Genomic DNA, 21,655 nt, shown 5'->3' with positions numbered 1-21,655 from the left:
GGAGGCAGGTGAACCCCGCCCCGGCCGATCTTTGCCACTCGGCTGCTCGAGACCCGGAACGTGGAACTCGGCTGCCCGAGTGTGGGATTCACCTGCCTGAACGTGGGGTTCGGCTTCCTGAACGTGGGGTTCGGCTGTCTGAGGGTGAGTTCCGCACTCGCTGCACCCGGCGGAATGCTATGAGTGGGGCATTACTTGCATCCATTGCAAGTAATGCCCCACTCATAGCGTTTGGCGGAGGGCTGGGGTGAGGGTGGAGGACAGGGAGCGTAGGGCGTCGGCCAGGGCGGCTGGGGTTGCCGGGGCTACGTGGATTTCGGCTTCCGGGCCGTCCCCGACGGTGTAGTTGAGGTATCGGCCCCAGTCCGTGTCGGCGTAGTGCAGCGGCTGCTCCACCCGGGCGTAGCGGCCGACCTCGTCGCGTTTGCCCGCGTACAGCTCACCGGTGCCGTGCACCGGCCGCTGCACCACCTTCACCACGTCGGAAATCGCCTGCGGCAGCGTCCGGCCCTGCTCCTTGCCGCGCGCGGCGTCCTCGAAGTCCCGCACCCGCACCGTCTGCGACCGGCCGCCACCCGCGTACAGCTCGGGCAGTTCGGCGACCAGTGCCTCGGGCAGTTCGTGCTGGCCGACCTCGCGGATGGTGACCCAGGCACCCGAGCGCACGGCGAGCACCCCGAGCATGCCGCGCGAAGCCGCGAGCAGGCCGATGGTCTCGTCGCCGCGCGTCGCCCAGCCGTAGAACTCGATGGACGCCGAGGTCAGCAGCGGCAGCAGGTCCAGGAACTCGACCTTGGTCCGGCCGGTGTGGTCGAGCAGCCCGGCCTCGGCGAGCGCCTCGTCGATCTGCCGGGACAGCTCGTCGCGATCGCGGTCGGGGTACCACATCGGCTGCGGTTGCAGGGTGATGTGCAGCTGCCCGGCCCGTTCCCGGCCGACCAGCGCGGCCAGCGCGGCGACCGGGACCACCGTCGGAGCGGTCACTCCCCGATCACCGGGGGCATGGTGCGCTCGTCGGTGCCGAACAGCGCGTCGGGGTCGGCTTCGACCAGCCAGCTCGGCCGCTGGTGCTCTTCGTCCTCGCCACCCTGGCCGCGGCCACCGGGCGCGCCGCCCATCGGGCCGCCCGCGCTGCCACCACGGCCCGCGGCCGCCGCGCCACCGCGACCGCCGGCTTCGCCGCCGAGCAGGCCACCCGTACCGACACCGCGACCGGCGCCGAGCGAGTTGCCCGCCCCACGAGCCGCCGCCTCGCCCGCGCCCATGACGCCGCCGGGGCCACCGCCGAGCAGCCGGCCCGCGGCGCTGCCGCCCTGCCGTCCGCCGCCGGTCGTGGCCGGATTGCCCGGCCCGGGCGGGTTGCCGCCGGGATTGGCGTTGCTCGTGTTCGGGTTGTTGATCAGGCCGACCACCGGGTCGCCGGAGCCCGGCTTGCCTGTCGGGACCTTCGGCGGCAGCTTGGTCGTGGTCCCGCCGCCGTCCTTGCCGCCCTTGTCACCGCTGGACGTGGTGCCGCCACCGGTCCCGCCGGTGTCCCCGCCGGTACCACCCGTACCACCGGTGCCGCCCGTGCCACCGGTTCCGCCAGTACCCCCGGTCCCGCCGGTGCCACCCGTACCGCCCGTGCCCCCGGTGCCGCTGCTGCCGGTCGAGTCGTCGATCTTGCCCGAGCCGGAGCCGCCACCACCGCCGGAGCCGCCGGTGTCGCCGCCGTTCTCCCCGCTGCCCTGCCACGGCTCCCGCCAGTTCGGCGGGGTGACCGGGCCGGGACCGTCGGTCTTCAGCTTCACCGCGGCGCCGTCGGAGGTCAGCAACTGGTAGTCGGTCGGCAGCGCCTGCTGGGTGCTCTTGCTGATGTCGCTGTACTGGTCCATCGCGCGAACGTTGTTCTCGTTCGCCTCGTTGTGGGCCTGCACGCCCTTCTGGTAGTCGTTGACCTCGTCGGCGGCCATGAACGGCCCCGCGATCGGGATCGCCGACTTAAGCCCGAGGCTCCAGCCGCTCGGCTTCTCCGGCGCGGGCGGCACCGGCACCACCGCGTTGCTGGTGTGGTCGAACCCGGACGCCTGCGCCTGCACCGACACCGCGGTGATGTCCAGCGGCAGCGCCGTCTCGGCGAACGCGCGCTCCATCGGCCCGGCGCCCGCGTTGGCCGCGTCGGCGCCGTCCCCGGTCCAGGACGCCTTCATCCGCTCCTGCAGCGACTTGATGCTCTGCGCCCGGTCCTCGAACGAGGAGGACAGCTTCTGCACGTTCTCCGCGGTGATCCGGAGGCGATCGCTGTCGCCGCCCTTGAAGTTGTCGTAGATCGCCTGACCGTCCATGCCGCTCACCTCAGGCGCCCCCTTTCAGCGTGTCGATCACGATCGCGGCGACCCCTGCCGAGTTGTCGCAGGAATCCTGCGCACCCTGGTACCCCAGGCTGGTCACCGTGAAGGTCAGGTCGTCGGCGATGCCGACGGCGAGCGCGCAGGTGCCGGTGGCCCGGCGGTCCGACTGGCCCGCGAAGAAGGCGGGATACCCGCCGATGCCCTCGGTCTGCTCGAGGAAACCCAGCTGGCGGCTCTGCTTGGCCTTCTCCAGCCCGGCCACACCGCCGATCCCGGCGTCCCGGTTCCCGGTCTGCACCTGGACCGTCATGCCCACGCCCGGCTCGGTGCCACGCCAGTGGCAGCTCGGGCCCGCCAGCACCTTGGCGACGTCGTCCTCGGTCTTCGGCTCGCCCGGCTCGGTGTACCCGAGTCCGGAGAGCTTCGCCTGCGGCGTCAGGTTGCACGGGTCGCCGAGGAACGGGCTCGCGTCGAGGGGGTCCGGGATCGACGGCCCGTCCGGTGGCTGTCCGGTCGGAGAACCCTGGGGCGCGGCGGTTTCCACCGGCCGCGGCTTGCCCCCGGTCTCCCCGGAGCACGCGGCGAGCGAGGCCGCGGCGACCACCAGCAGGACCACAGCTTTCAGCTTGTTCACGCTCGCCCTATTCAGCCGTCTGGAGTGCCTGGGCCTTCGCTTCGTCGGCGGCCACCGTGGCTTCCTTGGCCGCCTTCAGCTTCTTCACGTACTCCTGGGCGTACTTGAGCATCGAGTCGTTCTGCGAGCGCAGCGCCTCGATCGAGTCGACGCCCGCGTTGACGTAGCCGACGCTCGCGTCGTCCGTGGCCGGCGGGGTGAAGCTCCAGGAGATGTCTTCGATCACCTGCGCGTCCTCGACCAGCTTGTCGAGTTCGGCTTCCCAGAGGCCGATGACCGCGTCGAGTTCCTCGGCGTCCATCTCGAAGGAACCGCCCGCTCCACCGGGTGCGGCGGCCGGGGCATCGGCGGTGGGCAAACTTCCCCAGACCTTCTGCACCGCGGCACTGGCCGCACCACCCACGTCGAACATGCCCGCTCTCCCCAGTCCACGAAAGCCGGGTCCACGGAACCCGGCACGGTGATCATGCCTGTGACGCAGGAGACTAGTGCAGGGTTCCGCCGAGACGGGGGAAATCCGGGGATCCACCAGCCACCCGGCAACACAGTACGTACGTACGGATTGCGAAGGCACTACCCCGGGTGACAGGATCGGACGATGCCACGTGTCAGTCAGGACCACCTCGACGCTCGCCGGCGGCAGATCCTGGACGGCGCTCGCGTGTGCTTCGCGCGCTACGGCTACGAGGGTGCCACGGTACGCCGCCTGGAGGAAGCCACCGGACTCTCGCGCGGCGCGATCTTCCACCACTTCCGCGACAAGGAGTCGCTGTTCCTGGCGCTGGCCGAGGACGACGCGGTCCGCATGGCGCAGGTGGTCGCCGACCAGGGCCTGGTGCAGGTGATGCGCGACCTGCTCTCCGAGGGCAGCGCGCACCCGGCGGACTGGCTGGGCACGCGGCTCGAACTGTCCCGCCGCCTGCGCACCGACCCGGAGTTCCGCGCGCGCTGGGCCGAGCGGTCCGACCAGCTCACCCGCGCCACCCGCCAGCGCCTGCTGCGCCAGCACGAAGCGGGCAAGCTGCGGGACGACGTGGACGTCGACGTGCTCACCGCCTTCCTCGAGCTGGTGCTCGAAGGGCTCGTCTCGCACCTCGCCATGGGCTTGCCTGCCGACCACCTCACCCCGGTGCTCGACCTGGTGGAGGAAACCGTGCGCGTGCACCACCGGAACCCTGCGGGTGCCGCGCGGCCGTGATGGACTCGGATCATGGATTTCCTCGACGCACACGCTGAAGCCCTGCGCGGGTTCGACGCCCTCGTCCACCGCATCGGCCGCGACCAGTGGGCCGATCCGACGCCGTGCACCGAGTGGACGGTCCGGGACCTGCTCGGGCACCTGGTGTACGAACAGCTCTGGGCCCCGGACTTGCTCGAAGGCGCCACCACCGAGCAGGTCGGCGACCGCTACGACGGCGACCAGCTCGGCGACCACCCGGTCCGGCGCTGGGAGACCGCGTCGAAGGCCGCGCGGCGGGCCTTCGAGCAGAGCCGCCGCGAGACGGTCCACGTCTCGTCCGGCGAGATCCCGCTCGAGGACTACGGCTGGCAGATGACCGGCGACCTCGCCGTGCACGGCTGGGACCTCGCGGTGGCCATCGGCGCGGACTACCGCATCGACGACGCACTGGCCGAGGACCTGCTCGCCGAACTGGGCCCGCAGGTGTCCGGCTGGGAAGGCGGCGGCATCTTCGCGAAACCCGTCGAAGCCGGTGCCGATGCCACCCCGTCGGACCGGCTCGTCGCCCTGCTCGGCCGCGACCCGGGACTCACCAGGGCGAAGCTGTGAGCAGGGACATCCGCCGATCACTCGCACGTTCGGCGGAACCGGCCGGTATCATCCACAGGACGTGACAACCCCTCCCAAGGAGAGATTCTTCCGTGCGCGACGCGCCGTCACCTGGTGACAGTACTAAGCCGGGTGGCACACCCGGCTTCCCCGCTCCCCTTCCCACCGGCCATCGATCCGGCCACCACCGGCAGGCCGGAGCCCGGTGATGGAAATCCTGCTGTCGATCCTCGGCGTGTTGTTCGTGGTGGTGCTGACCGTCGGCACCGGTCTCGCCGTCGCCGCCGAGTTCTCGCTCACCGCGCTCGAGCGCAGCACCGTCGAAGCCAATGTCCGCCAGGTCGGCGACAAGAAGTCGAAGACGCTGCTGGAAGCCCACCGGACGCTGTCGTTCCAGCTCTCCGGCGCGCAGGTGGCCATCACGCTGACCACGCTGATCACCGGGTACGTGGCCGAGCCGCTGATCGGTGACCTGATCGAGCCGCCGCTGGTCGGGCTCGGCCTGTCGCCCGCGGTGGCCGGGGGCACCTCGGTGGTGCTGGCGCTGGTCATCGCCACCTCGCTGTCGATGGTGCTCGGCGAGATGATGCCGAAGAACCTGGCGATCGCCCGGCCGCTGCAGACCGGCCGCGCGGTGGCCGGGTACCACTCCCGGTTCTCGAAGACCTTCAAGTGGCTCATCACGCTGATGAACAACAGCGCGAACTGGGTGGTGCGCAAGTTCGGCGTCGAGCCGCAGGAGGAGCTGCGTTCGGCCCGGTCTCCGCAGGAACTGGGCTCGATCGTGCGGGCCAGCGCGGAGAGCGGCACGCTCGACACCGCCACCGCCGAACTGCTCGACAAGTCCCTGCGCTTCGGCGACCGCACCGCGGAGGAACTGATGACCCCGCGCGTGCAGGTCGAATCGCTCACCGTGGACCAGGCGATCAACGACCTGATCGAGCTGTCCCAGCGCACCGGTTTCTCGCGGTTCCCGGTCTACAACGAGGACCTCGACGACGTCCAGGGCGCGGTGCACGTCAAGCAGGCGTTCACCGTCCGCCAGGCCGAGCGCGAGACCGTGCGGATCGGCTCGGTGATGCGCCCGGTGCCGACCGTTCCCGAGTCGCTGCCAGGGGACGCGCTGCTGAACCGCCTGCGCGACTCGCGCTTCCAGCTCGCCATCGTGGTCGACGAATACGGCGGCACGGCCGGGCTGGTCACCCTGGAGGACGTGGTCGAAGAGATCATCGGCGACGTGCTCGACGAGCACGACGACCGCGAGGAACCGTCGTCGCGGCAGCTCGGTGCCGACAGCTGGGTGGTTTCCGGGCAGCTGCGGGCCGACGAGGTCCGCGAGATCACCGGTTTCCGCATGCCGGAGGGCGACTACGAAACGATCGCGGGCCTGGTGCTCGAACGCCTCGGCCGCATCCCCGAACCCGGCGACTCCGCCGACGTCGACGACTGGAAGCTCACCGTCACCGCGATGGACCGGCTGCGCATCGCCGAGGTCAGCGTGCGGCCGAGTGCCCGTGAGATCGGCTCCGCCACCGCGGAACCGGCCGTCTCGCACCGGGTGGAGGTGGCCAGGTGAACGACTGGGTGGCCATCTCGCTGATCGGCCTGCTGTTGCTGGCCAACGCTTTCTTCGTGGGCGCGGAGTTCGCGCTCATCTCCTCCCGGCGCGACCGCCTGGAGGCGCTCGCCGAGCAGGGCACCGCCCGCGCGCGGATCGTGATCAACGCCAGCAAGCACGTCTCGCAGATGCTGGCCGGCGCGCAGCTCGGCATCACCATCTGTTCCCTGCTGCTGCTCCAGTTCGGTGAGCCCGCGGTGGCCCACCAGCTGGAGGCGGCCTTCGGCGCGATCGGGCTGCCGCTGCCCGGGTACGTGATCCACCCCATCGCGTTCGCCTTCGCGCTGATCGTGATGACCATCCTGCACGTGCTGATCGGCGAGATGGTGCCGAAGAACCTGGCCATCGCCGACCCGGAGCGGCTGGCGCTGTGGCTGGTGCCGGTGCACGTGGCCTGGGTGAAGCTGGCGAACCCGTTCATCTGGCTGCTGAACACCGTGGCCAACGCCGGGCTGCGGGTGCTCAAGGTGGAGCCGAAGGACGAACTGGAGACCGCCTACACCTCCGCCGAACTCGCCGAACTGCTCAGCGAATCGCGGCGCGAGGGGCTGCTGGAGCAGTCCGAGCACCAGCGGCTGAGCCAGACGCTGTCCTCGGTCCGCAAGACCGTGGCGGACGTGCTCGTGCCGGTCGGCGACCTGACCACGCTGCCCGCCACCCCGACCGTCGGTGACGTAGAGCAGGCGGTGTCGAGCACCGGTTTCTCCCGTTTCCCGGTGCTGGACGCCGAGGGCAGGCTTTCGGGCTACATCCACGTCAAGGACATCCTGGACCTGGTGGGCGAACCGGCCGAGACGAAGCTGCCGCCGTCGAAGACGCGGGCGCTGAGCGAGGTCTCGGCCGAGGCCAAGCTGGACAAGGCGCTGTCGGTGATGCGCCGCGAACGGGGGCACCTCGCCAGGGCGCTGGACGCGGATGGCACCGTGGTCGGCGTGGTGGCACTGGAGGACCTGGTCGAGGAATACGTGGGCACCGTGCGGGACGGCACGCACGTGACGGCGTGAGCGAGCCCGTGGTCCTCGCCGAGCCCGAATGGCGGGCTCGCGAGGACGCCCACGTCGCGCGGATGCGGAAGTGGACCGTGCCGCACGCCGAACGCCGCTCCCGCGGCGAGAAGCACCCGGTGCTGGACTTCCTGTTCACCTACTACTCGCACCGGCCGTCGCACGTGGAGCGGTGGCAGCCCGGGTTCGGCGTGGTGCTCGCGGGTGAGTCCGCGAAGCGGTTCCTCGAGCGGCGCGGGTACCTCGAGACCGAGGACGGCGTCACGGTCGACCCGGCCGGGTTCACCCCGGCGAGGGAGCGGACCGCGCGGTTCGTTTCCTCGCTGTTGGCGGCCACGGCTTCCCGCCCGGCGCGGCTCAACTGCTTCGGGCTGCACGAGTGGGCGATGGTCTACCGGCAGCCGCACGACGAGGTCCGGCACGCCCAGCTGCCGCTGCGGCTGGGCGGTCCCGGGACCGACGAGGTCGTGGAGTCACTGGAGGTGCGCTGCGGCCACTTCGACGCGTTCCGCTTCTTCACCCCCGAGGCCGTGCCGCGCAACACCCTCTCCCCCGCGCGCGAGACGCAGCTCGAGTTCGAGCAGCCGGGGTGCCTGCACGCGAACATGGACCTGTTCAAATGGGCCTACAAACTGGGCCCATTCGTCCCGGCCGAACTGCTCGGCGACTGTTTCGAACTGGCGGCCGACATCCGCGAGCTGGACATGCGCGCGAGTCCTTACGATTTGTCCCCGCTCGGTTACCCAGCGGTGCCGATCGAAACGCCGGCCGGACGGGCCGAATACGCCAGGGCGCAAGGGGCTTTCGCCCGCCGGGCGGCCCCCCTGCGTGCTCGCCTGATCGAGTGCAGCGACACACTATTGTCCGGTTGTACCGTTGCTGGCAGGCTGTGCGACAACTGAGCGTCATCGCATTTCCCGCTCAGATTACGTCTGTTAGAGTGATAACGTTTTGGTTGCATACTGAGAGCGTCTAGGCATCAGACCAGAAAGGCACACGATGGGGCGACACAGCTTGGTCGAGGACCCGGCTCCGGAACCCCCTCACGGCAGATCGTCCGGCTATCGTTCCCCCGCGACCCGGACGTCCGCTCCCCGGACCGCACCTCCTCGAAACGCACCACCCCGGCCCGCGGCACCCCGGCCTCCCCGCCGCGCACCGGAACCCCCGCCCTCCTTCACCCCGGCCCCACCACCCGAACAGGGCCCGGAGCGTGACGTCTCCACGACCGGCAGCCACAAGGCGGTCAGCGCCACCGGCAGCCACCGCGCCATCGGCAAGCGCCGTCGCCGCGTGGCCACCTGGCCGATCGCCTGCCTGGTGCTGGTCGCGCTGATCGGCCTCGGCTGGCTGGGCTGGGGCTGGGCCAGCGGCGAGCTGAACAGCCGCGCCGAAGCCCAGGCCGCCAGCTGCGCCGAAGGCGACGCGAGCCTGCGCGTGATCGTGACCCCGAGCGCCGAGGCGCCGGTCAAGGCCGCGGCCACCCGCTGGAACGACGCGAAGACCGTGGTGCACGGCCACTGCGTGAACATCACCGTGGACGCGATGGCCTCGCAGCGGGTGCTCGACGCGCTGCTCGGCCAGAGCGAGCTGACCTCGATCCGCGGGATGCCGGCGGCCTGGCTGCCGGAGACCTCCTGGTGGATCACCGAGCTGACCACGAAGAAGCCCGAGATGATCGGCTCACCGGCGCAGTCGGTGGCCTCCGCGCGCTCGGCGGACTACCCGTACCTGGGGCTGTCCGGCAACGGCGTGGACGACGTGCAGAAGCGGGCGGCCCAGACCTTCCGCGGGTTCCTCACCGAGCCCCCGCAGCAGGCGGATTTCGCGGCCGCCGGGCTCACGGCCGGCTGAGCTCAGGTGCCCTCGAGCTCGGCGATCACCGCGAGGTCGTCGTCGGCGAGTTCGAAGTCGAACACGCCGAGCTGCTCGGCGAGCAGGGTCCGCGGGCCGGGGCCGACCACCACGGCGTGCCCCAGTTCGAGCTGCCAGCGCAGCACGAGCTGGGCCGGGCTCTTGCCGTACTTGGCGGCCAGCCCGCGCAGCACGGCGGGCAGGTCGCCCGGCCCGAGCGGGTCGGCCGCGACGGTGACGATGCCGTGCCGCGAGTGCAGGGCCCGGAGTTCCGCTCGAGGCTCACGCGGGTGCAGCTCGAGCCGGTGCACCGCGGGCAGCCCGATGGTGTCGATGAAGTCCCGCAATCCGTCGGCGGTGAGACCCGCGACACCGAGCGCACGGACCTGGGCCTCGGCCTGGGCCCGCGTCAGCTCGCGCCAGGCCTGCGCGGTGGGGCGTTCCAGCAGCACCAGGTCGATCCGGTCGGTATCGAGCATGCGCAGGGCCGAGGCGAGCGCGTCGGCGGTCCCGGTGCCCGGCAGGGTCAGCGTGATGAACACGTCCTCACGCGGCAGGTCGCGGATCGCTTCACCGGCGCCGGACTCACCTGACGGACGCACCCCGATGGCGCGGTAGCCGGCGGCGAGTGCCTGGCGCACCGAACCGGCGACCGCGTCCGGCGGCAGGGCACCGGCGTCGAAGCTGATCAGCGGGAGCGGGACCTCGTTGTGCAGCGCGATGCTCACCAAGTTCTTCCTCACTGGCTCTCCGCCGGCGGGGCCATCCCGCTGCGAGAATCCTCTCACCTGGGCCGCCGCGCGTGCCCGGCGGCGCGCGCGCTGCGACGATGATCGAGTGCCCGTCCCCCGCCCGGCGACCACCGGACTGGCGCTGGTCGTCACCGCTTCGCTCGCCGTCCACCTGGTCACCTTCCTGATCCGGCCGGTGGCCTCCTACCGGGTGCTGGCGCTCGGCGGCGACGCCACCGCGGTCGGGCTGGTGGCCGCGGCCGGTGCGCTGCTGCCGGTCTTCCTCGCGCTGCCGATGGGCCGGGCCGCCGATCGCGGCGGCCTGACCTGGCTGCTCGCCGGGGGCGGGCTGTCGATGACCGCCGGCGCGCTCGGCCTGGCATTCACCACCACGCTCCCGTTGATGGCCGCGGGCAACGTGGTGATCGGGGTCGGCCAGCTCGCGCTGATGCTCGCTTTCCAGGGGCTGGTGGCCGAGCTTTCCCCGCCGGAGCACCAGGATCGCAACTTCGGCTGGTTCACCGCGGCCGCCTCGATCGGCCAGCTGATCGGGCCGCTGACCGGTGGCTGGGTGATCGGCTCGGCCACGGCGAGCGCGATGGTCGCCGAGACGCGGGAGGCGTTCCTGCTCGCCACCGCGGTCGGCGTGGTGATCACCCTGCTCTGCCTGGCACTCGCCTGGCCCCTGAAAGCACTGGCGCGGAACAAGAAGAACGGCGATCACACCGTCCACAAGGGATCGGCCAGGGCGCTGCTCGGCAACCGCAGGCTGCTCGTCGCGATCTTCACCAGCTTCGCGGTGATGTCCAGTGTGGACGTGATCACCGCGTACCTCCCGGTGCTGGGCGAGGATCGCGGGCTCAGCCCCGCCGTGGTCGGCGCGCTGCTGGCCGTGCGCGCCGGCTTCTCCTTCCTGTCCCGTCTGCTGATTCCCTTGCTGGTGGGCCGGTTCGGCAGGCTCGCGGTGTTGTCCGTCAGCGGCGGGCTGGCCGGGATCTGCGTGACCGCGCTGGTGTTCACCAGTGGGTTCTGGCCGCTGGCCGCGCTGATGGCGGTGCTGGGCCTGGTGCTCGGGCTCGGTCAGCCGCTGACCATGACCTGGACCGTGCGCGAAGCACCGGACAACCTGCGCTCCACCGCGCTCGGCCTGCGGCTGACCGGCAACCGGGTGGCGCAGGCGGCGGCGCCCGCCGCGGCGGGCGCGATCTCCGGGCTCGTCGGCGTCGCCGGGCCGTTCCTGCTGATCGCGCTGCTGTTGTTCGCCTCGACGGCGACCGTGCTACCCGGCTGGCGTGCCGAGCGGGGTTGAGCGGATCACCTCGGCGGTGTGCGCGTCCGCCGGGAAGAACGCCTCGATGGACAGCTCGGCGAGCGTGACGTCCAGCGGTGTGCCGAAGGTGGCCACCGTGCTGAAGAACGTCAGCTCCGTGCCGCGGTGACGCAGGCGCAGCGGCACCACGATGTCACCCGGCTTCGGCACCTCGACCTCGGGAACCACGTCGTCGCAGGGATAACCACGCAGTTCGGCGAGCAGCTCCGCCAGTTCCAGGTCCGCCGTGGCGGCCACCTCGCGCCGCAACCGGCCGAGCAGGTGCGCCCGCCACTCCCCGAGGTTCACGATCCGCGGCGCCATGCCGTCCGGGTGCAGCGTCGCGCGCAGCACGTTCACCGGCCCGTCCAGCAGTTCCGGCGCGACGCCCTCGACCAGCAGCGCCACGCTGGCGTTCGCGTCGACCATGGTCCAGCGCCGGTCGAGCACCACCGCCGGGTACGGCTCGTGCGCGGTGAGCAGTTGCCGCACCGCGTCGCGGGCGGCGGTCATTTCCGGCGCGTCGAGCCCGCTTTCCCCGTACACCGGGGCGAATCCGGCCGCGAGCAACAGCTGGTTGCGCTCGCGCAGCGGCACGTCGAGGTGTTCGCCGAGGCGCAGCACCATGTCGCGGCTCGGGGACGACCGGCCGGTTTCGACGAAGCTCAGGTGCCGCGTGGAGATGTCCGCGGAGATGGCCAGGTCGAGCTGGCTGATGCGGCGGCGGTCGCGCCATTCACGCAGGAGTTCGCCCACGGGACGGGAAGCGGTGGCTGTGGTCACGGACCCGACGTTACGGGCGGCCGGGCACCGCTGCCATTACTTCACGGGTAATCGACGGGCCGCGCCGCAGCGGCGAAGGTTGTGCCCAGTCCACCGAACGAAGGAGACACCATGACCGACTTCACCGCACTCGCCGAGCGCTACCTCGCCGCCTGGAACGCCACCGGCACCGACCGGCGCGCGCTGATCGACGAGCTGTTCACCGAGTCCGCCGGGTACACCGACCCGCTCGGCGCGGTGACCGGCCGGGACGACATCGAGAAGTTCTTCGCCACCGCGAGCGAGCAGTTCGCGGGCCTGCGGTTCACCCTGCACGGCCCGGTCGACGGCCACCACGACATCGCGCGCTTCACCTGGCACCTCGGTGCCGAAGGAGCCGAGCCGCTGGTGATCGGGTTCGACGTGCTGGTGGTCGAGGACGACCGCGTCGCCCAGGTGCACGGCTTCCTCGACAAGGTTCCCGGCTGAGCGGAGCCGTTGCCCGGCGCTGGGCGGGGATGGATGTGGCCTCCCCCTCTGTCCCTGCCCGTTTCCGGGCGCCTGAGAGGTTCACCCGCGAGTCCACGGGCTTGCACCTTCGGCGGGGTCGTGCGGTGAGTGTCCGGCGACCCGCTTTCCAGAGGCGTCTCCCCCGCGCGGTCCTGGGTGCCTGAGAGGTTCCGGGGAGGAGTTGCTCCTTCGGCGCCGGGCGAGGCGATTGGCCGCCCGGTCTCTCCCGCGCAGGGTTTACGACTACGGGACCCAGGTTAGCAACTCACCACTGGCGTCGATCACCCGGTCCGGCGGGCGTTGCGGCGCTGGGTCAGCTCGTCGGGGCGCACGGTCTCCACCACGCCGCCGTCGGCCCGTTCGGCCGGGAACTCGTGGATGGTGCCGCTGATCTCCTGCATGGCCCCGCTGACCGCGATGCCGAACACGCCCTGGCCGCCCTGCAGCAGGTCGACGATCTCCTCGGGCGAGGTGCACTCGTAGACGGTGGTGCCGTCGGAGAACAGGGTCACCTTGGCCAGGTCGCGGACCCCGCGTTCCCGCAGGTGCTCCACGGCGACCCGGATGTTCTGCAGTGAGACCCCGGTGTCCAGCAGGCGTTTGACGATCTTGAGGACCAGGATGTCCTTGAACGAGTACAACCGCTGCGAGCCCGAACCGTGCGCGGTGCGGATGCTCGGCGCCACCAGCTTCGTCCTGGCCCAGTAGTCCAGCTGCCGGTAGGTGATGCCGGCGATCTGGCAGGCCGCCGGGCCGCGGTAGCCGACCAGTTCGTCGGGCAGGGACGCGTCGGGAAACAGCTCACCTTGCTCGCCGTCGGTCATTTCGAACGACCTTCCCTCGACCACCCATGCCTCCCCTCGCCCGGGCCTGTTCCGAACCCGGCAAACACGACTTGGCGGATCTCAAACACTCCGAACGGCGTAACCACCGTCGAGATTCACCTCTTGTTGACGGTAAGCCGGGCCGGGGGGCCGGTCAACGCGACGCGCGGCCCACCGGCCCAAAGGTTCGGCCTTGCCGGATTTACTCAGCCGTGTTAATTTTTACTCATGCAGGTAAACGAGGACTCCCAGCCGGAACTGGGACTGACCGTGACCGAAGCGGCACGGCGCGCACAGATCATCCAGGCCACCATCGAGGTCATCGCCGAACTGGGCTTCGCGAAGACGTCCTTCGCGCGGATCGTGGAACACGCCGGGCTGAGCAGCACGCGGATGATCTCCTACCACTTCGGTTCGAAGGAGGAGCTGATGAGCGCGACGATCGGCACGATCTCGCAGCTCAAGGACGAGTTCATGACCGAGCGGCTGGCCGGGGACACCACCCGGGCCGGCATGCTGCGCGGGTTCATCGAGTCGGAAGCGGCGTTCGCCGCCTCGCACCCGGCTTACCAGCGGGCGATGAACGAGATCCTGGGGCAACTGTGGGGTGGCCAGGAAGGCGGCGGTCACATGTTCCACGAGGCCGTCGTGCGGGACATGCGGGTCGGCCGCATCGAACGGCAGCTCATGCAGGGCCAGCGAGAGGGCGCCTTCGGGGAGTTCGACATCGAGGTGATGGCGCTGAGCATCCGGCAGGCGCTGGACGGCCTGGCGAACCGGCTGGTCCGCGAGCCCGAACTGGACGCCGAACGCTACGGCCGTGAACTGGCCACCCTCTTCGAGAAGGCGACCAGTGCCTGAGTCGCTTCGAATGCTAGGAGTGGGGCATTACTAGCGTTGATTGCTAGTAATGCCCCACTCATAGCGTTGGCTCTCAGAGCGTGGGATCAGGTGTCGGCGCCGCGGAAGTCTTCCGGGGAGACGGAGTCGAGGAACTCGCGGAACTTCTCCACCTCGTCCTCCTGCTCGTCCGGGATGATCAGGCCCGCTTCTTCCAGCACCGCGGCCTCGGCGTGGATCGGCACGCCGACCCGCAGCGCCAGCGCCACCGAGTCGCTCGGCCGGGCCGAGACGCGGATGTCGCCGTCGAAGACCAGTTCGGCGAAGAAGGTGCCTTCGCGCAGATCGGTGATGACCACCTGCTCGAGTTCCCGGCCGAGTGCGCCGATGACCTCCTTGAGCAGGTCGTGGGTCAATGGCCGGGCCGGCCGCACACCCTGTTGCTCCAGGGCGATCGCGGTGGCCTCGACGGAGCCGATCCAGATCGGCAGGTACCGCTCTCCTTCGGTTTCCCGCAGCAACAAGATCGGCTGGTTCGCGGGCAGTTCGACCCGCACGCCGACGACGCGCATCTCGCTCATCGGGTTCGCCTCCCTAACCTGCACACGGGCCGCACGCTGTGCCAAGGGTCCCGCATCGCCACCCTCGACGCTACCCGTCTTCCGGACGCTGTGCTCATTCTGTACTCGCGCCCGCCTCGCGGGCTTCTCCAACCGTACGGCATCAGGGTCCCCGGCTTCAGCAACGGATTCGGCGCCGGGCGGTCCCGGTGCCTTCACCCGAAGGTGAACGCCGCCCGGACCAAGATCATTCCCGGCGCGCCGGATCAGCCGCCGGTCACCCCGCGGATACCCGCTTTGACCAGCAGCGTGTGCAGCGTGACCGACAACGCCGCCAGCTCGCGGACCACCTCGTCGGCCCTGGCCTTCGCGGCGGCGTCGCGCTGCCGGTAGACCGGCGTAACAATTTGCTCCAGGAGGCCGACTTCACGGTCCGCCGAAGCCCGGAAGGCTCGCAGGTGCCGGGGTTCGATGCCGTACTCGGTCATCGCCCGCACGGTTTTGGCCACCAGCACCGCATCGGGGTCGAAGAAGCCGGCCGCACCGGGCCGGACCAGGCCGTACTGCTGGAGCTCGGCCAGCATCGCGGCGTCGATCCCGGACTGCGCGAGCAGCTCCTCCTGGGTCACCCGGACCGGTCTGCCCGGTTCGAAGTCCTCCGGGGCTGGCAGGCCGTGGTCGCCGGCGGGCGCGCCGAGCGAGACCAGCTTGCGCGGTGGCCGCAGCGAAGGCACCGGGGGCTCGGCGCCGCGATCGGCGGCGTCGAGCTGCTCCTTGATGACCTTCAGCGGCAGGTAGTGGTCACGCTGCGCGGACAGCACGAAGCGCAGCCGCTCGACGTCCGCCGCGGCGAACTGCCGGTACCCGGACGGCGTCCGGCCGGGCTGCACCAGTCCCTCCGACTCGAGGAACCGGATCTTGGAGATGGTCACATCGGGGAAGTCGCCGCGCAGCTGCGCCAGCACCGCCCCGATGCTCAGACCATCACGCGGTTGCCGCCCGGCAGCCGTCACCGCGTCCCCTGGCCCCCGTGCCCCGGGCCGGTCAGGAAGACGAGGCGGAACTTGCCGATCTGGACCTCGTCCCCACCGGCGAGCACGGCCTGGTCGACCGGCTCACGGTTGACGTAGGTGCCGTTGAGGCTGCCCACGTCGATCACCACGAATTCACCGCCCTCGCGGCGGAACTCGGCGTGGCGGCGCGAAACCGTCACGTCGTCGAGGAAGATGTCGCTGTCGGGGTGCCGTCCCGCGCTGGTGGTGTCGCGGTCGAGCAGGAAGCGCGAGCCCGCGTTCGGGCCGCGCTTGACGACCAGCAGGGCCGAGCCGGACGGCAGTGCGTCGATGCCCGCGACCGGGGGCTCCGGCGCCTGGGCCTCCTGGCCCTCCACCTCGGCGAGGAAATCGGCCCGGAAGACGGAGGTCCGCTCCGGAGACTGCTCCGGGGGAACGCCGGGCCCGTCGTTCGTGCTCACCTGAGCTCTCCTTACGCACTGAAAGGGTTTTCGTCGAAACGTGTGCAGCCCAACGTACCGTGCCTGATCGATTCGGCCCCTGGTGGGCTCCCCCAACCGGCCGTGCCCGCGGGCGCGGGGCTCACCCCTTGGTCAGCCGCTGGTAGGCCTCGGCGTCGAGCAGGCTGTCGGCGGTGGCCGAACCGGTGAGTTCCAGCTCGATCAGCCAGCCCTCGCCGTAGGGGTCGCTGTTGATCAGTTCGGGCGAGTCGGCCACCGCGTCGTTGACCGCGACCACCTCGCCGTCCAGCGGCGCGAACAGCTCGGACACGCTCTTGGTGGACTCGACCTCGCCGAAGCTCTCCCCCGCGGTCAGCGCCGTGCCGACCTCGGGCAGGTCCACGAACACCACGTCACCGAGCTGGTCCTGGGCGTACTCGGTGATGCCCACCCGCACGGCGCTCTCGCCGCGGACGGCGACCCACTCGTGCTCCTCGGTGTAGCGCAGCTCTTCGGGAGTGGACAACTGGAGTTCCCCTTTCTCACCACTCGTCGGGGAAGCAGTCTTCCACTCAGACCGGGCTCGCGGCACCCCGCCCCGGCGATATCGCCCGCACGGTCTGGAGCACGTACAGCGCGCCGGACCACAGGTACAGCACGCCGCCCCAGGTGGTGAAGGCGTAGGCGATCGGCCGGGCGATCGCGGCCAGGTCGGAGCCGCCCTGGGTGAGCAGGAGGAACGGGAAGGCGTACATCAGCACGAAGGTCGCGCCCTTGCCGATGTAGGTCACCTCGGGCGGGGCGAACCCGCGGCGGCGCAGCACCAGGATGCAGCAGCCGACGACCAGTTCGCGCGCCACCAGCGGGACCACCACCCACCACGGCACGATGTCGCGCAGCAGGAAGGCGATCAGGGTGGCGACGATGTAGAGGCGGTCGGCCGCCGGGTCGAGCAGCTGCCCGAGCCTGCTGGCCTGGTCGAGCCAGCGGGCGAGCTTGCCGTCGAGCCAGTCGGTGAAGCCGCCGAAGGCCAGCACCGCCAGCGCCCAGCCGTCCTCCTCGGGCCCGAGGAGCAGCCACAGGAACACCGGCACACCGGCCAGCCGCAGGATGGACAGCAGGTTCGGCACGGTCAGTGCCTGCCGGGCCAACGACGGTTCCGGCTCGGTGGTGCTGGGCAGGGGCTCGCTCACCCGCTCAGCCTAGGGGCGGGTGAGCGGGTGGCTTCCTCCGGCTCAGCTGGCGCGGCGGTAGCTCCAGCCGCGGCGCTGCAGGTCGGCCCGGGTGAGCACCTGCGGGCGGCCACGCGGGTCGGTGCCGACCCAGCGCGCGTTGTTCTCGAGCACGTACGGGCGTCCCAGGCTCCACACCACGCTGCACGGGGTGGTCGGCGGCGTGGTGACGGGCTGGGACTGGACTGTTCCGGGTTCTGCTGGGTTTTCCATCGCTCTCAGTGCTTTCCGGGGTTGTTCGGGGTTCGGGGTTCGTGCCGGACGCACCGCGCGGGGTTCGCGGTGCCTCCTGACATACCTGTCGGTCGGCAGCGGCGGTTCGTTAACGGCTCGCGCCGAACTTTCACCCGATTTTCCATCTGCTGGGACGGGAATGACGCGCTGTCACCGTCCACATAGGACAAGCGGCACCGGCGGCGGGTGTGCTCCCGGCCGCGTGCGGCGGCCTCCGCGAGAACAGGTGGGGCGCGGTTCTCGCGGGAGGGGCCGTCTTGATCGCCAACCACCACGGTACGCCTCCTCGCGGCCGCCGTCGCGCCGGTGGTGGTGTGCGGGTTCAGCCCTTCAGCGTCGGGAAGTCCTCTTCGCGGAACTCGCCTGCCGGGCGTTCCTGCGCGGTGTCCTCACGGCCGCGCAGTTCGACCCGCCGGATCTTGCCGGAGATGGTCTTCGGCAGTTCGGTGAACTCCAGCCGCCGGATTCGCTTGTAGGGAGCCAGGTGCTCGCGGCAGTAGGCGAGGATCGCCAGCGCGGTGTCGGCGGTCGGCTCGTGCCCGCCGGCCAGCACCACGTACGCCTTGGGCACCGCCAGCCGGATCGGGTCCGGCGCGGGCACCACCGCGGCCTCGGCCACCGCCGGGTGCTCGATCAGCACGCTTTCCAGCTCGAACGGCGAAATCCGGTAGTCCGATGCCTTGAACACGTCGTCCGTGCGGCCGACGTAGGTGATGTAGCCGTCTTCGTCGATCGAACCGACGTCGCCGGTGTGGTAGTAGCCGTTCGCGAAGGCCGCCTCGGTGCGCTCGGCGTCGTCGGCGTACCCGGTCATCAGGCCGACCGGCCGCTTCGCCAGGTCCAGGCAGATCTCGCCCTCGGTGGCGCGCTCGCCGGTCACCGGGTCGACCAGCGCCACGGTGAACCCGGGCAGCGGGCGGCCCATCGAGCCCGGCCGTACCTCCTGGCCCGGCGTGTTCGCGATCTGCACGCTGCTCTCGGTCTGCCCGAACCCGTCGCGGATGGTCACGCCCCACGACTGGCGGACCTGCTCGATGACCTCCGGGTTCAGCGGTTCACCGGCGCCGACCACCTTGCGCGGCGGGGTCTTCAGCGCGCTGAGGTCGGCCTGGATGAGCATGCGCCACACCGTCGGCGGCGCGCAGAAACTGGTGACGCCACAGCGGTCCATCTGCGCCATCAGCGCGACGGCGTCGAAACGCGTGTAGTTGTACAGGAACACGGTCGCTTCGGCGTTCCACGGCGCGAACAGGTTGCTCCAGGCGTGCTTCGCCCAGCCGGGTGAGGAGATGTTCAGGTGGACGTCCCCCGGCTCCAGGCCGATCCAGTACATCGTGGACAGGTGCCCGACCGGGTAGGAGACCTGGGTGTGGCGCACCAGTTTCGGCTGCGCGGTGGTGCCGGAGGTGAAGTACAGCAGCAGTTCGTCGTCGGCGCGGCTGGTGCCGTCCGGGGTGAACCCGGCGGATTCGGCGTAGGCGGCGGCGAACTCGTGCCAGCCCTCGGCGGGCTCACCCACCGCGATGCGGGTGTAGTCACCGGGCACGTCCGCGAACTTCGCCGTGTCCGCCGAGCGGACGACCACGTGCTTCGCGCCGCCGCGGTCGACCCGATCACGCAGGTCGGCCGGGCCGAGCAGGGTGGACGCCGGGATGATCACCGCGCCCAGCTTGATCGCGGCGAGGATGGTCTCCCACAGCTCGCCCTGGTTGCCCAGCATCAGGATCAGCCGGTCACCGCGGCGCACGCCGAGCCCGCGCAGCCAGTTGGCCACCTGGTCCGACCGGCCGGCCATCTCCGGGAAGGTCCAGCGGTGCTCCGTGCCGTCCTCTTCCACGATCCAGAGCGCGTACCGGCCGGCGTTCGCCGGATCCCGCGCGATCACGTCGAACCAGTCCAGCGCCCAGTTGAACTCGCCGAACTCCGGCCAGGCGAAGCCCTCGTCCGCGGCCGCGTAGTCCTCCCGGTGCGCGAGCAGGAAGTCGCGCGCCGTCCGGAACCGCTGAGAAGCTTCGTCGCCCACCTTGGTCACTCCCTGCCCGTCCGTGCCGTCATTCGCCGTTGAACTCGGGTGCGCGCCGCTCGAGGAACGCCTGGGCCGCCTCCGCGAGGTCCTTGCTCGGCAGGAACGCGGAGTTCCAGGTGGCCACGTAGCGCAGGCCGTCGGTGACCTGGCGTTCGGTGTTCACCGAGAGCACGTCCTTCGTACCCTGCACCACCAGCGGCGGGTTCGCAGCGATTTCCCCGGCGAGTTCGCGCGCGGCGGCCAGCACCGCCTCCTGGTCCGGGTGGACATCGTTGACCAGGCCGATGCGCTCGGCCCTGGCGGCGTCGATGTCCTTGCCGGTCAGCGCCAGTTCCCGCAGGTGACCCTCGCCGATGATCGAGGCGAGGCGCTGCAGGCTGCCCAGGTCGGCGACGATGGCCACCTTGACCTCGCGCACGCTGAACTTGGCCTCCGCGCTGGCCAGCCGGACGTCCGCGGCGCTGATCACGTCCACCCCGCCGCCGATGCACCAGCCGGACACCGCGGCGATCACGGGCTTGCGGCAGCGGGCCACGGCGGTCACGCTTTCCTGCAGGGTCCGGATCTCGTCGAGGAAGGCGGTGCGTGGTTTGGCCAGCGCGTCCCCGGCCAGCAGCGGGGCCCAGCTCGGCATCATCGCGGGCAGGTCGAGGCCGTAGGAGAAGTGCTTGCCGCTGCCGGTCAGCACCACCGCCCTGACTTCGGGGTCGGCGTCGAGGGCGCGGAAGACCCGCGGCAGCTCGCGCCAGAAGTCCGGGCCCATCGCGTTGCCCTTGCCGGGGCCGAGCAGGGTCACCTCGGCCACGTGGCCGGAGCGGTCCACCTTGAGCGAAACGAGATCGGCGTAGGCAGCGTCGGGGGCGACATCGTCAGTCATGGCGGTCATCATTACTCATGAGTACGGGCGCGGGCCAGCGACCGGCCGGTGACTGGTTGGCGGGGTGTCAACCAGACCGGGTAGATGGTTTCCTAGTGGGTGCGGGCGTTACGGGAGGGACGGTGACGGGATGAGTGCGAACAGCGCGGCGGTGGTACTGGACGAACCCGGCGAGCCGAGGCGGGCGAGCAGGCCGATCGAGCTGGCGGGCTCGTTCGTGCACGAAGGGCACCGGCTGGCCTACACCGAATACGGGGCCGGGGACCGGGTGGTCGTGCTCACCCACGGCATCATGTTCACCCGCCGGATGCACGCGCCGCTGGCCAGGCGGCTGGCGAGCGAGGGCTACCGGGTGGTCACGCTGGACCTGCTCGGGCACGGCGAGTCCGCGCGCCCGACCGACTCCTGGCTGTATTCGATGCCCGCCTTCGCCGAGCAGACCGTGGCGCTGCTCGACCACCTCGAGGTGGAGCGCGCGGTGATCGGCGGCACCTCGCTCGGCGCGAACGTCTCGCTCGAGGTCGCGGTGTCCAAGCCCGAGCGGATGCACTCGCTGATCGCCGAGATGCCGGTGCTGGACAACGCGATCGTGGCCGGGTTGCTGACCTTCGCGCCGTTGCTGTTCGCGGCCCGGTTCGTGCCGGTGACCGTGCGCGGGGTGGCCGCGGTGGCCGGGCTGGTGCCGCACGGCAACCAGTGGGTCGACGTGGTCACCGACACCCTCGACCAGCAGCCCGCCGGGATGGCCGCGCTGCTGCACGGCGTGCTGTTCGGCCGGATCGCGCCGCCCAAGTCGGTGCGGCGGCAGATCAAGGTGCCCACGCTGGTGATCGGCCACCAGCGGGACCCGATCCACCCCTTCGGCGACGCGGACACCCTGGCCATCGACCTGCCCGACGCGGAGTTCATCCAGGCACGCAGCCCGATCGAGTTCCGCCTCGACCCCACCAGGCTCACCGACGCGGTCCTGGACTTCCTGGACCGCTCCTTCGTCCGCTAGGGAGCTTCGCTGAACGCTATGAGTGGGGCATTACTTGCAATGGATGCAAGTAATGCCCCACTCATAGC

The 21,655-nt window shown here is 70.7% G+C and carries 25 protein-coding genes and 2 riboswitches; of the genes, 10 read left to right on the top strand and 15 right to left on the bottom strand.

Annotation, left to right across the window (positions count from 1 at the left end):
- Positions 1–222: 222 nt before the first annotated feature.
- Genes JOM49_RS23370 through JOM49_RS23355 form a run of 4 tightly spaced genes read right to left on the bottom strand, consistent with a single transcriptional unit; the run spans position 223 to position 3,376 of the window.
- On the bottom strand, positions 223–984 hold the full coding sequence (locus JOM49_RS23370) for an ESX secretion-associated protein EspG (protein ID WP_209666380.1): 762 nt from the start codon (positions 982–984) through the stop codon (positions 223–225).
- Positions 981–2,324 (bottom strand): WXG100 family type VII secretion target, encoded by a 1,344-nt coding sequence (locus JOM49_RS23365; RefSeq protein WP_209666379.1) that lies wholly within the window; start codon positions 2,322–2,324, stop codon positions 981–983. The genes JOM49_RS23370 and JOM49_RS23365 overlap by 4 nt, the downstream gene beginning before the upstream one ends.
- A 10-nt stretch (positions 2,325–2,334) precedes the next feature.
- A complete protein-coding gene (locus JOM49_RS23360; protein ID WP_209666378.1) occupies positions 2,335–2,964 on the bottom strand; it encodes a DUF3558 domain-containing protein in 630 nt (209 codons plus the stop codon).
- Between the two features lie 7 nt (positions 2,965–2,971).
- On the bottom strand, positions 2,972–3,376 hold the full coding sequence (locus JOM49_RS23355) for a hypothetical protein (protein WP_209666377.1): 405 nt from the start codon (positions 3,374–3,376) through the stop codon (positions 2,972–2,974).
- A 186-nt stretch (positions 3,377–3,562) separates the two neighbouring features.
- Here JOM49_RS23355 and JOM49_RS23350 point away from each other — a divergent pair, with 186 nt between their 5' ends.
- The 6 genes from JOM49_RS23350 to JOM49_RS23325 all read left to right on the top strand — a co-directional run bounded on the left by JOM49_RS23350 (position 3,563) and on the right by JOM49_RS23325 (position 9,229).
- Complete coding sequence (locus tag JOM49_RS23350; RefSeq protein WP_209666376.1) at positions 3,563–4,162, top strand: TetR/AcrR family transcriptional regulator; 600 nt, start codon at positions 3,563–3,565, stop codon at positions 4,160–4,162.
- A 12-nt stretch (positions 4,163–4,174) separates the two neighbouring features.
- On the top strand, positions 4,175–4,753 hold the full coding sequence (locus JOM49_RS23345) for a TIGR03086 family metal-binding protein (RefSeq protein ID WP_209666375.1): 579 nt from the start codon (positions 4,175–4,177) through the stop codon (positions 4,751–4,753).
- A 208-nt stretch (positions 4,754–4,961) separates the two neighbouring features.
- Positions 4,962–6,329, top strand: coding sequence for a hemolysin family protein (locus JOM49_RS23340; RefSeq protein ID WP_245369438.1), 1,368 nt, complete (start codon positions 4,962–4,964; stop codon positions 6,327–6,329).
- A complete protein-coding gene (locus JOM49_RS23335; protein ID WP_209666373.1) occupies positions 6,326–7,375 on the top strand; it encodes a hemolysin family protein in 1,050 nt (349 codons plus the stop codon). The genes JOM49_RS23340 and JOM49_RS23335 overlap by 4 nt, the downstream gene beginning before the upstream one ends.
- Positions 7,372–8,277: a 3-methyladenine DNA glycosylase gene (locus JOM49_RS23330; RefSeq protein WP_209666372.1), complete on the top strand. Its 906-nt coding sequence runs from the start codon at positions 7,372–7,374 to the stop codon at positions 8,275–8,277. Before JOM49_RS23335 ends, JOM49_RS23330 begins: the two co-directional genes overlap by 4 nt.
- Positions 8,278–8,668: 391 nt before the next feature.
- A complete protein-coding gene (locus tag JOM49_RS23325) occupies positions 8,669–9,229 on the top strand; it encodes a hypothetical protein (RefSeq protein WP_209666371.1) in 561 nt (186 codons plus the stop codon).
- 2 nt (positions 9,230–9,231) lie between these two features.
- On the opposite strand, the gene JOM49_RS23320 is transcribed toward JOM49_RS23325, so the two are convergent.
- The gene (locus JOM49_RS23320; protein WP_209666370.1) at positions 9,232–9,972 is read right to left on the bottom strand and encodes an aldo/keto reductase; all 741 of its coding nucleotides are present in this window, start codon (positions 9,970–9,972) and stop codon (positions 9,232–9,234) included.
- 94 nt (positions 9,973–10,066) lie between these two features.
- Between JOM49_RS23320 and JOM49_RS23315 the strand changes: the two genes are divergently transcribed.
- Entirely contained in the window at positions 10,067–11,269 is a 1,203-nt protein-coding gene (locus JOM49_RS23315; RefSeq protein WP_209666369.1) for an MFS transporter, read from the top strand.
- Here JOM49_RS23315 and JOM49_RS23310 read toward each other — a convergent pair.
- Positions 11,240–12,052 carry a helix-turn-helix domain-containing protein gene (locus JOM49_RS23310; RefSeq protein WP_209666368.1) on the bottom strand — a complete coding sequence of 271 codons (813 nt, stop codon included), beginning with the start codon at positions 12,050–12,052 and terminating at the stop codon, positions 11,240–11,242. The genes JOM49_RS23315 and JOM49_RS23310 overlap by 30 nt on opposite strands.
- 111 nt (positions 12,053–12,163) lie before the next feature.
- On the opposite strand from JOM49_RS23310, the gene JOM49_RS23305 reads away from it, so the two are divergent.
- On the top strand, positions 12,164–12,520 hold the full coding sequence (locus JOM49_RS23305) for a nuclear transport factor 2 family protein (protein WP_209666367.1): 357 nt from the start codon (positions 12,164–12,166) through the stop codon (positions 12,518–12,520).
- 38 nt (positions 12,521–12,558) lie between these two features.
- Positions 12,559–12,678: riboswitch (glycine riboswitch) on the bottom strand.
- Positions 12,679–12,780: riboswitch (glycine riboswitch) on the bottom strand.
- Between the two features lie 42 nt (positions 12,781–12,822).
- Here the strand turns inward: JOM49_RS23305 and JOM49_RS23300 are convergent.
- The gene (locus JOM49_RS23300) at positions 12,823–13,365 is read right to left on the bottom strand and encodes a MerR family transcriptional regulator (protein ID WP_209666366.1); all 543 of its coding nucleotides are present in this window, start codon (positions 13,363–13,365) and stop codon (positions 12,823–12,825) included.
- Between the two features lie 228 nt (positions 13,366–13,593).
- Here JOM49_RS23300 and JOM49_RS23295 point away from each other — a divergent pair, with 228 nt between their 5' ends.
- Positions 13,594–14,226, top strand: a complete 633-nt coding sequence (locus tag JOM49_RS23295; protein WP_209666365.1) for a TetR/AcrR family transcriptional regulator — start codon at positions 13,594–13,596, stop codon at positions 14,224–14,226.
- Positions 14,227–14,312: 86 nt separating this feature from the next.
- Here the strand turns inward: JOM49_RS23295 and JOM49_RS23290 are convergent, their stop codons facing one another.
- The 8 genes from JOM49_RS23290 to JOM49_RS23255 form a co-directional block, all read right to left on the bottom strand.
- The gene (locus JOM49_RS23290; protein WP_209666364.1) at positions 14,313–14,786 is read right to left on the bottom strand and encodes a bifunctional nuclease family protein; all 474 of its coding nucleotides are present in this window, start codon (positions 14,784–14,786) and stop codon (positions 14,313–14,315) included.
- A gap of 245 nt (positions 14,787–15,031) precedes the next feature.
- Positions 15,032–15,778 (bottom strand): transcriptional regulator FtsR, encoded by a 747-nt coding sequence (ftsR, locus tag JOM49_RS23285; RefSeq protein ID WP_209666363.1) that lies wholly within the window; start codon positions 15,776–15,778, stop codon positions 15,032–15,034.
- Complete coding sequence (gene garA / locus JOM49_RS23280; protein WP_209666362.1) at positions 15,775–16,239, bottom strand: glycogen accumulation regulator GarA; 465 nt, start codon at positions 16,237–16,239, stop codon at positions 15,775–15,777. Before garA ends, ftsR begins: the two co-directional genes overlap by 4 nt.
- 121 nt (positions 16,240–16,360) lie before the next feature.
- Positions 16,361–16,744, bottom strand: a complete 384-nt coding sequence (gcvH, locus tag JOM49_RS23275) for a glycine cleavage system protein GcvH (protein WP_209666361.1) — start codon at positions 16,742–16,744, stop codon at positions 16,361–16,363.
- A 46-nt stretch (positions 16,745–16,790) separates the two neighbouring features.
- Positions 16,791–17,411, bottom strand: coding sequence for a cardiolipin synthase ClsA (gene clsA, locus JOM49_RS23270; protein WP_282768344.1), 621 nt, complete (start codon positions 17,409–17,411; stop codon positions 16,791–16,793).
- Between the two features lie 42 nt (positions 17,412–17,453).
- Positions 17,454–17,663: a hypothetical protein gene (locus JOM49_RS23265; RefSeq protein ID WP_209666360.1), complete on the bottom strand. Its 210-nt coding sequence runs from the start codon at positions 17,661–17,663 to the stop codon at positions 17,454–17,456.
- Between the two features lie 343 nt (positions 17,664–18,006).
- Entirely contained in the window at positions 18,007–19,707 is a 1,701-nt protein-coding gene (locus tag JOM49_RS23260; RefSeq protein WP_209666359.1) for an AMP-binding protein, read from the bottom strand.
- Between the two features lie 28 nt (positions 19,708–19,735).
- Positions 19,736–20,596 (bottom strand): crotonase/enoyl-CoA hydratase family protein, encoded by an 861-nt coding sequence (locus tag JOM49_RS23255; RefSeq protein WP_372444063.1) that lies wholly within the window; start codon positions 20,594–20,596, stop codon positions 19,736–19,738.
- A 121-nt stretch (positions 20,597–20,717) separates the two neighbouring features.
- Here JOM49_RS23255 and JOM49_RS23250 point away from each other — a divergent pair, with 121 nt between their 5' ends.
- Positions 20,718–21,587 (top strand): alpha/beta fold hydrolase, encoded by an 870-nt coding sequence (locus JOM49_RS23250; RefSeq protein ID WP_209666357.1) that lies wholly within the window; start codon positions 20,718–20,720, stop codon positions 21,585–21,587.
- Positions 21,588–21,655: the final 68 nt, after the last annotated feature.

It is taken from the genome of Amycolatopsis magusensis (assembly GCF_017875555.1).
GTDB lineage: Bacteria > Actinomycetota > Actinomycetes > Mycobacteriales > Pseudonocardiaceae > Amycolatopsis > Amycolatopsis magusensis.
Note: the sequence above shows the minus strand (reverse complement) of the source record. Positions and strands in the feature narration are given on the sequence as shown.

What these genes read in the sequence shown, in the direction of transcription:
- JOM49_RS23365 (WP_209666379.1), bottom strand. Translation starts at nt 2,324, where the DNA reads ATGGACGGTCAGGCGATCTACGACAACTTCAAGGGCGGCGACAGCGAT.
- JOM49_RS23355 (WP_209666377.1), bottom strand. Translation starts at nt 3,376, where the DNA reads ATGTTCGACGTGGGTGGTGCGGCCAGTGCCGCGGTGCAGAAGGTCTGG.
- JOM49_RS23350 (WP_209666376.1), top strand. Translation starts at nt 3,563, where the DNA reads ATGCCACGTGTCAGTCAGGACCACCTCGACGCTCGCCGGCGGCAGATC.
- JOM49_RS23345 (WP_209666375.1), top strand. Translation starts at nt 4,175, where the DNA reads ATGGATTTCCTCGACGCACACGCTGAAGCCCTGCGCGGGTTCGACGCC.
- JOM49_RS23340 (WP_245369438.1), top strand. Translation starts at nt 4,962, where the DNA reads ATGGAAATCCTGCTGTCGATCCTCGGCGTGTTGTTCGTGGTGGTGCTG.
- JOM49_RS23305 (WP_209666367.1), top strand. Translation starts at nt 12,164, where the DNA reads ATGACCGACTTCACCGCACTCGCCGAGCGCTACCTCGCCGCCTGGAAC.
- JOM49_RS23300 (WP_209666366.1), bottom strand. Translation starts at nt 13,365, where the DNA reads ATGACCGACGGCGAGCAAGGTGAGCTGTTTCCCGACGCGTCCCTGCCC.
- JOM49_RS23295 (WP_209666365.1), top strand. Translation starts at nt 13,594, where the DNA reads ATGCAGGTAAACGAGGACTCCCAGCCGGAACTGGGACTGACCGTGACC.
- JOM49_RS23290 (WP_209666364.1), bottom strand. Translation starts at nt 14,786, where the DNA reads ATGAGCGAGATGCGCGTCGTCGGCGTGCGGGTCGAACTGCCCGCGAAC.
- JOM49_RS23265 (WP_209666360.1), bottom strand. Translation starts at nt 17,663, where the DNA reads ATGGAAAACCCAGCAGAACCCGGAACAGTCCAGTCCCAGCCCGTCACC.
- JOM49_RS23255 (WP_372444063.1), bottom strand. Translation starts at nt 20,596, where the DNA reads ATGACCGCCATGACTGACGATGTCGCCCCCGACGCTGCCTACGCCGAT.
- JOM49_RS23250 (WP_209666357.1), top strand. Translation starts at nt 20,718, where the DNA reads ATGAGTGCGAACAGCGCGGCGGTGGTACTGGACGAACCCGGCGAGCCG.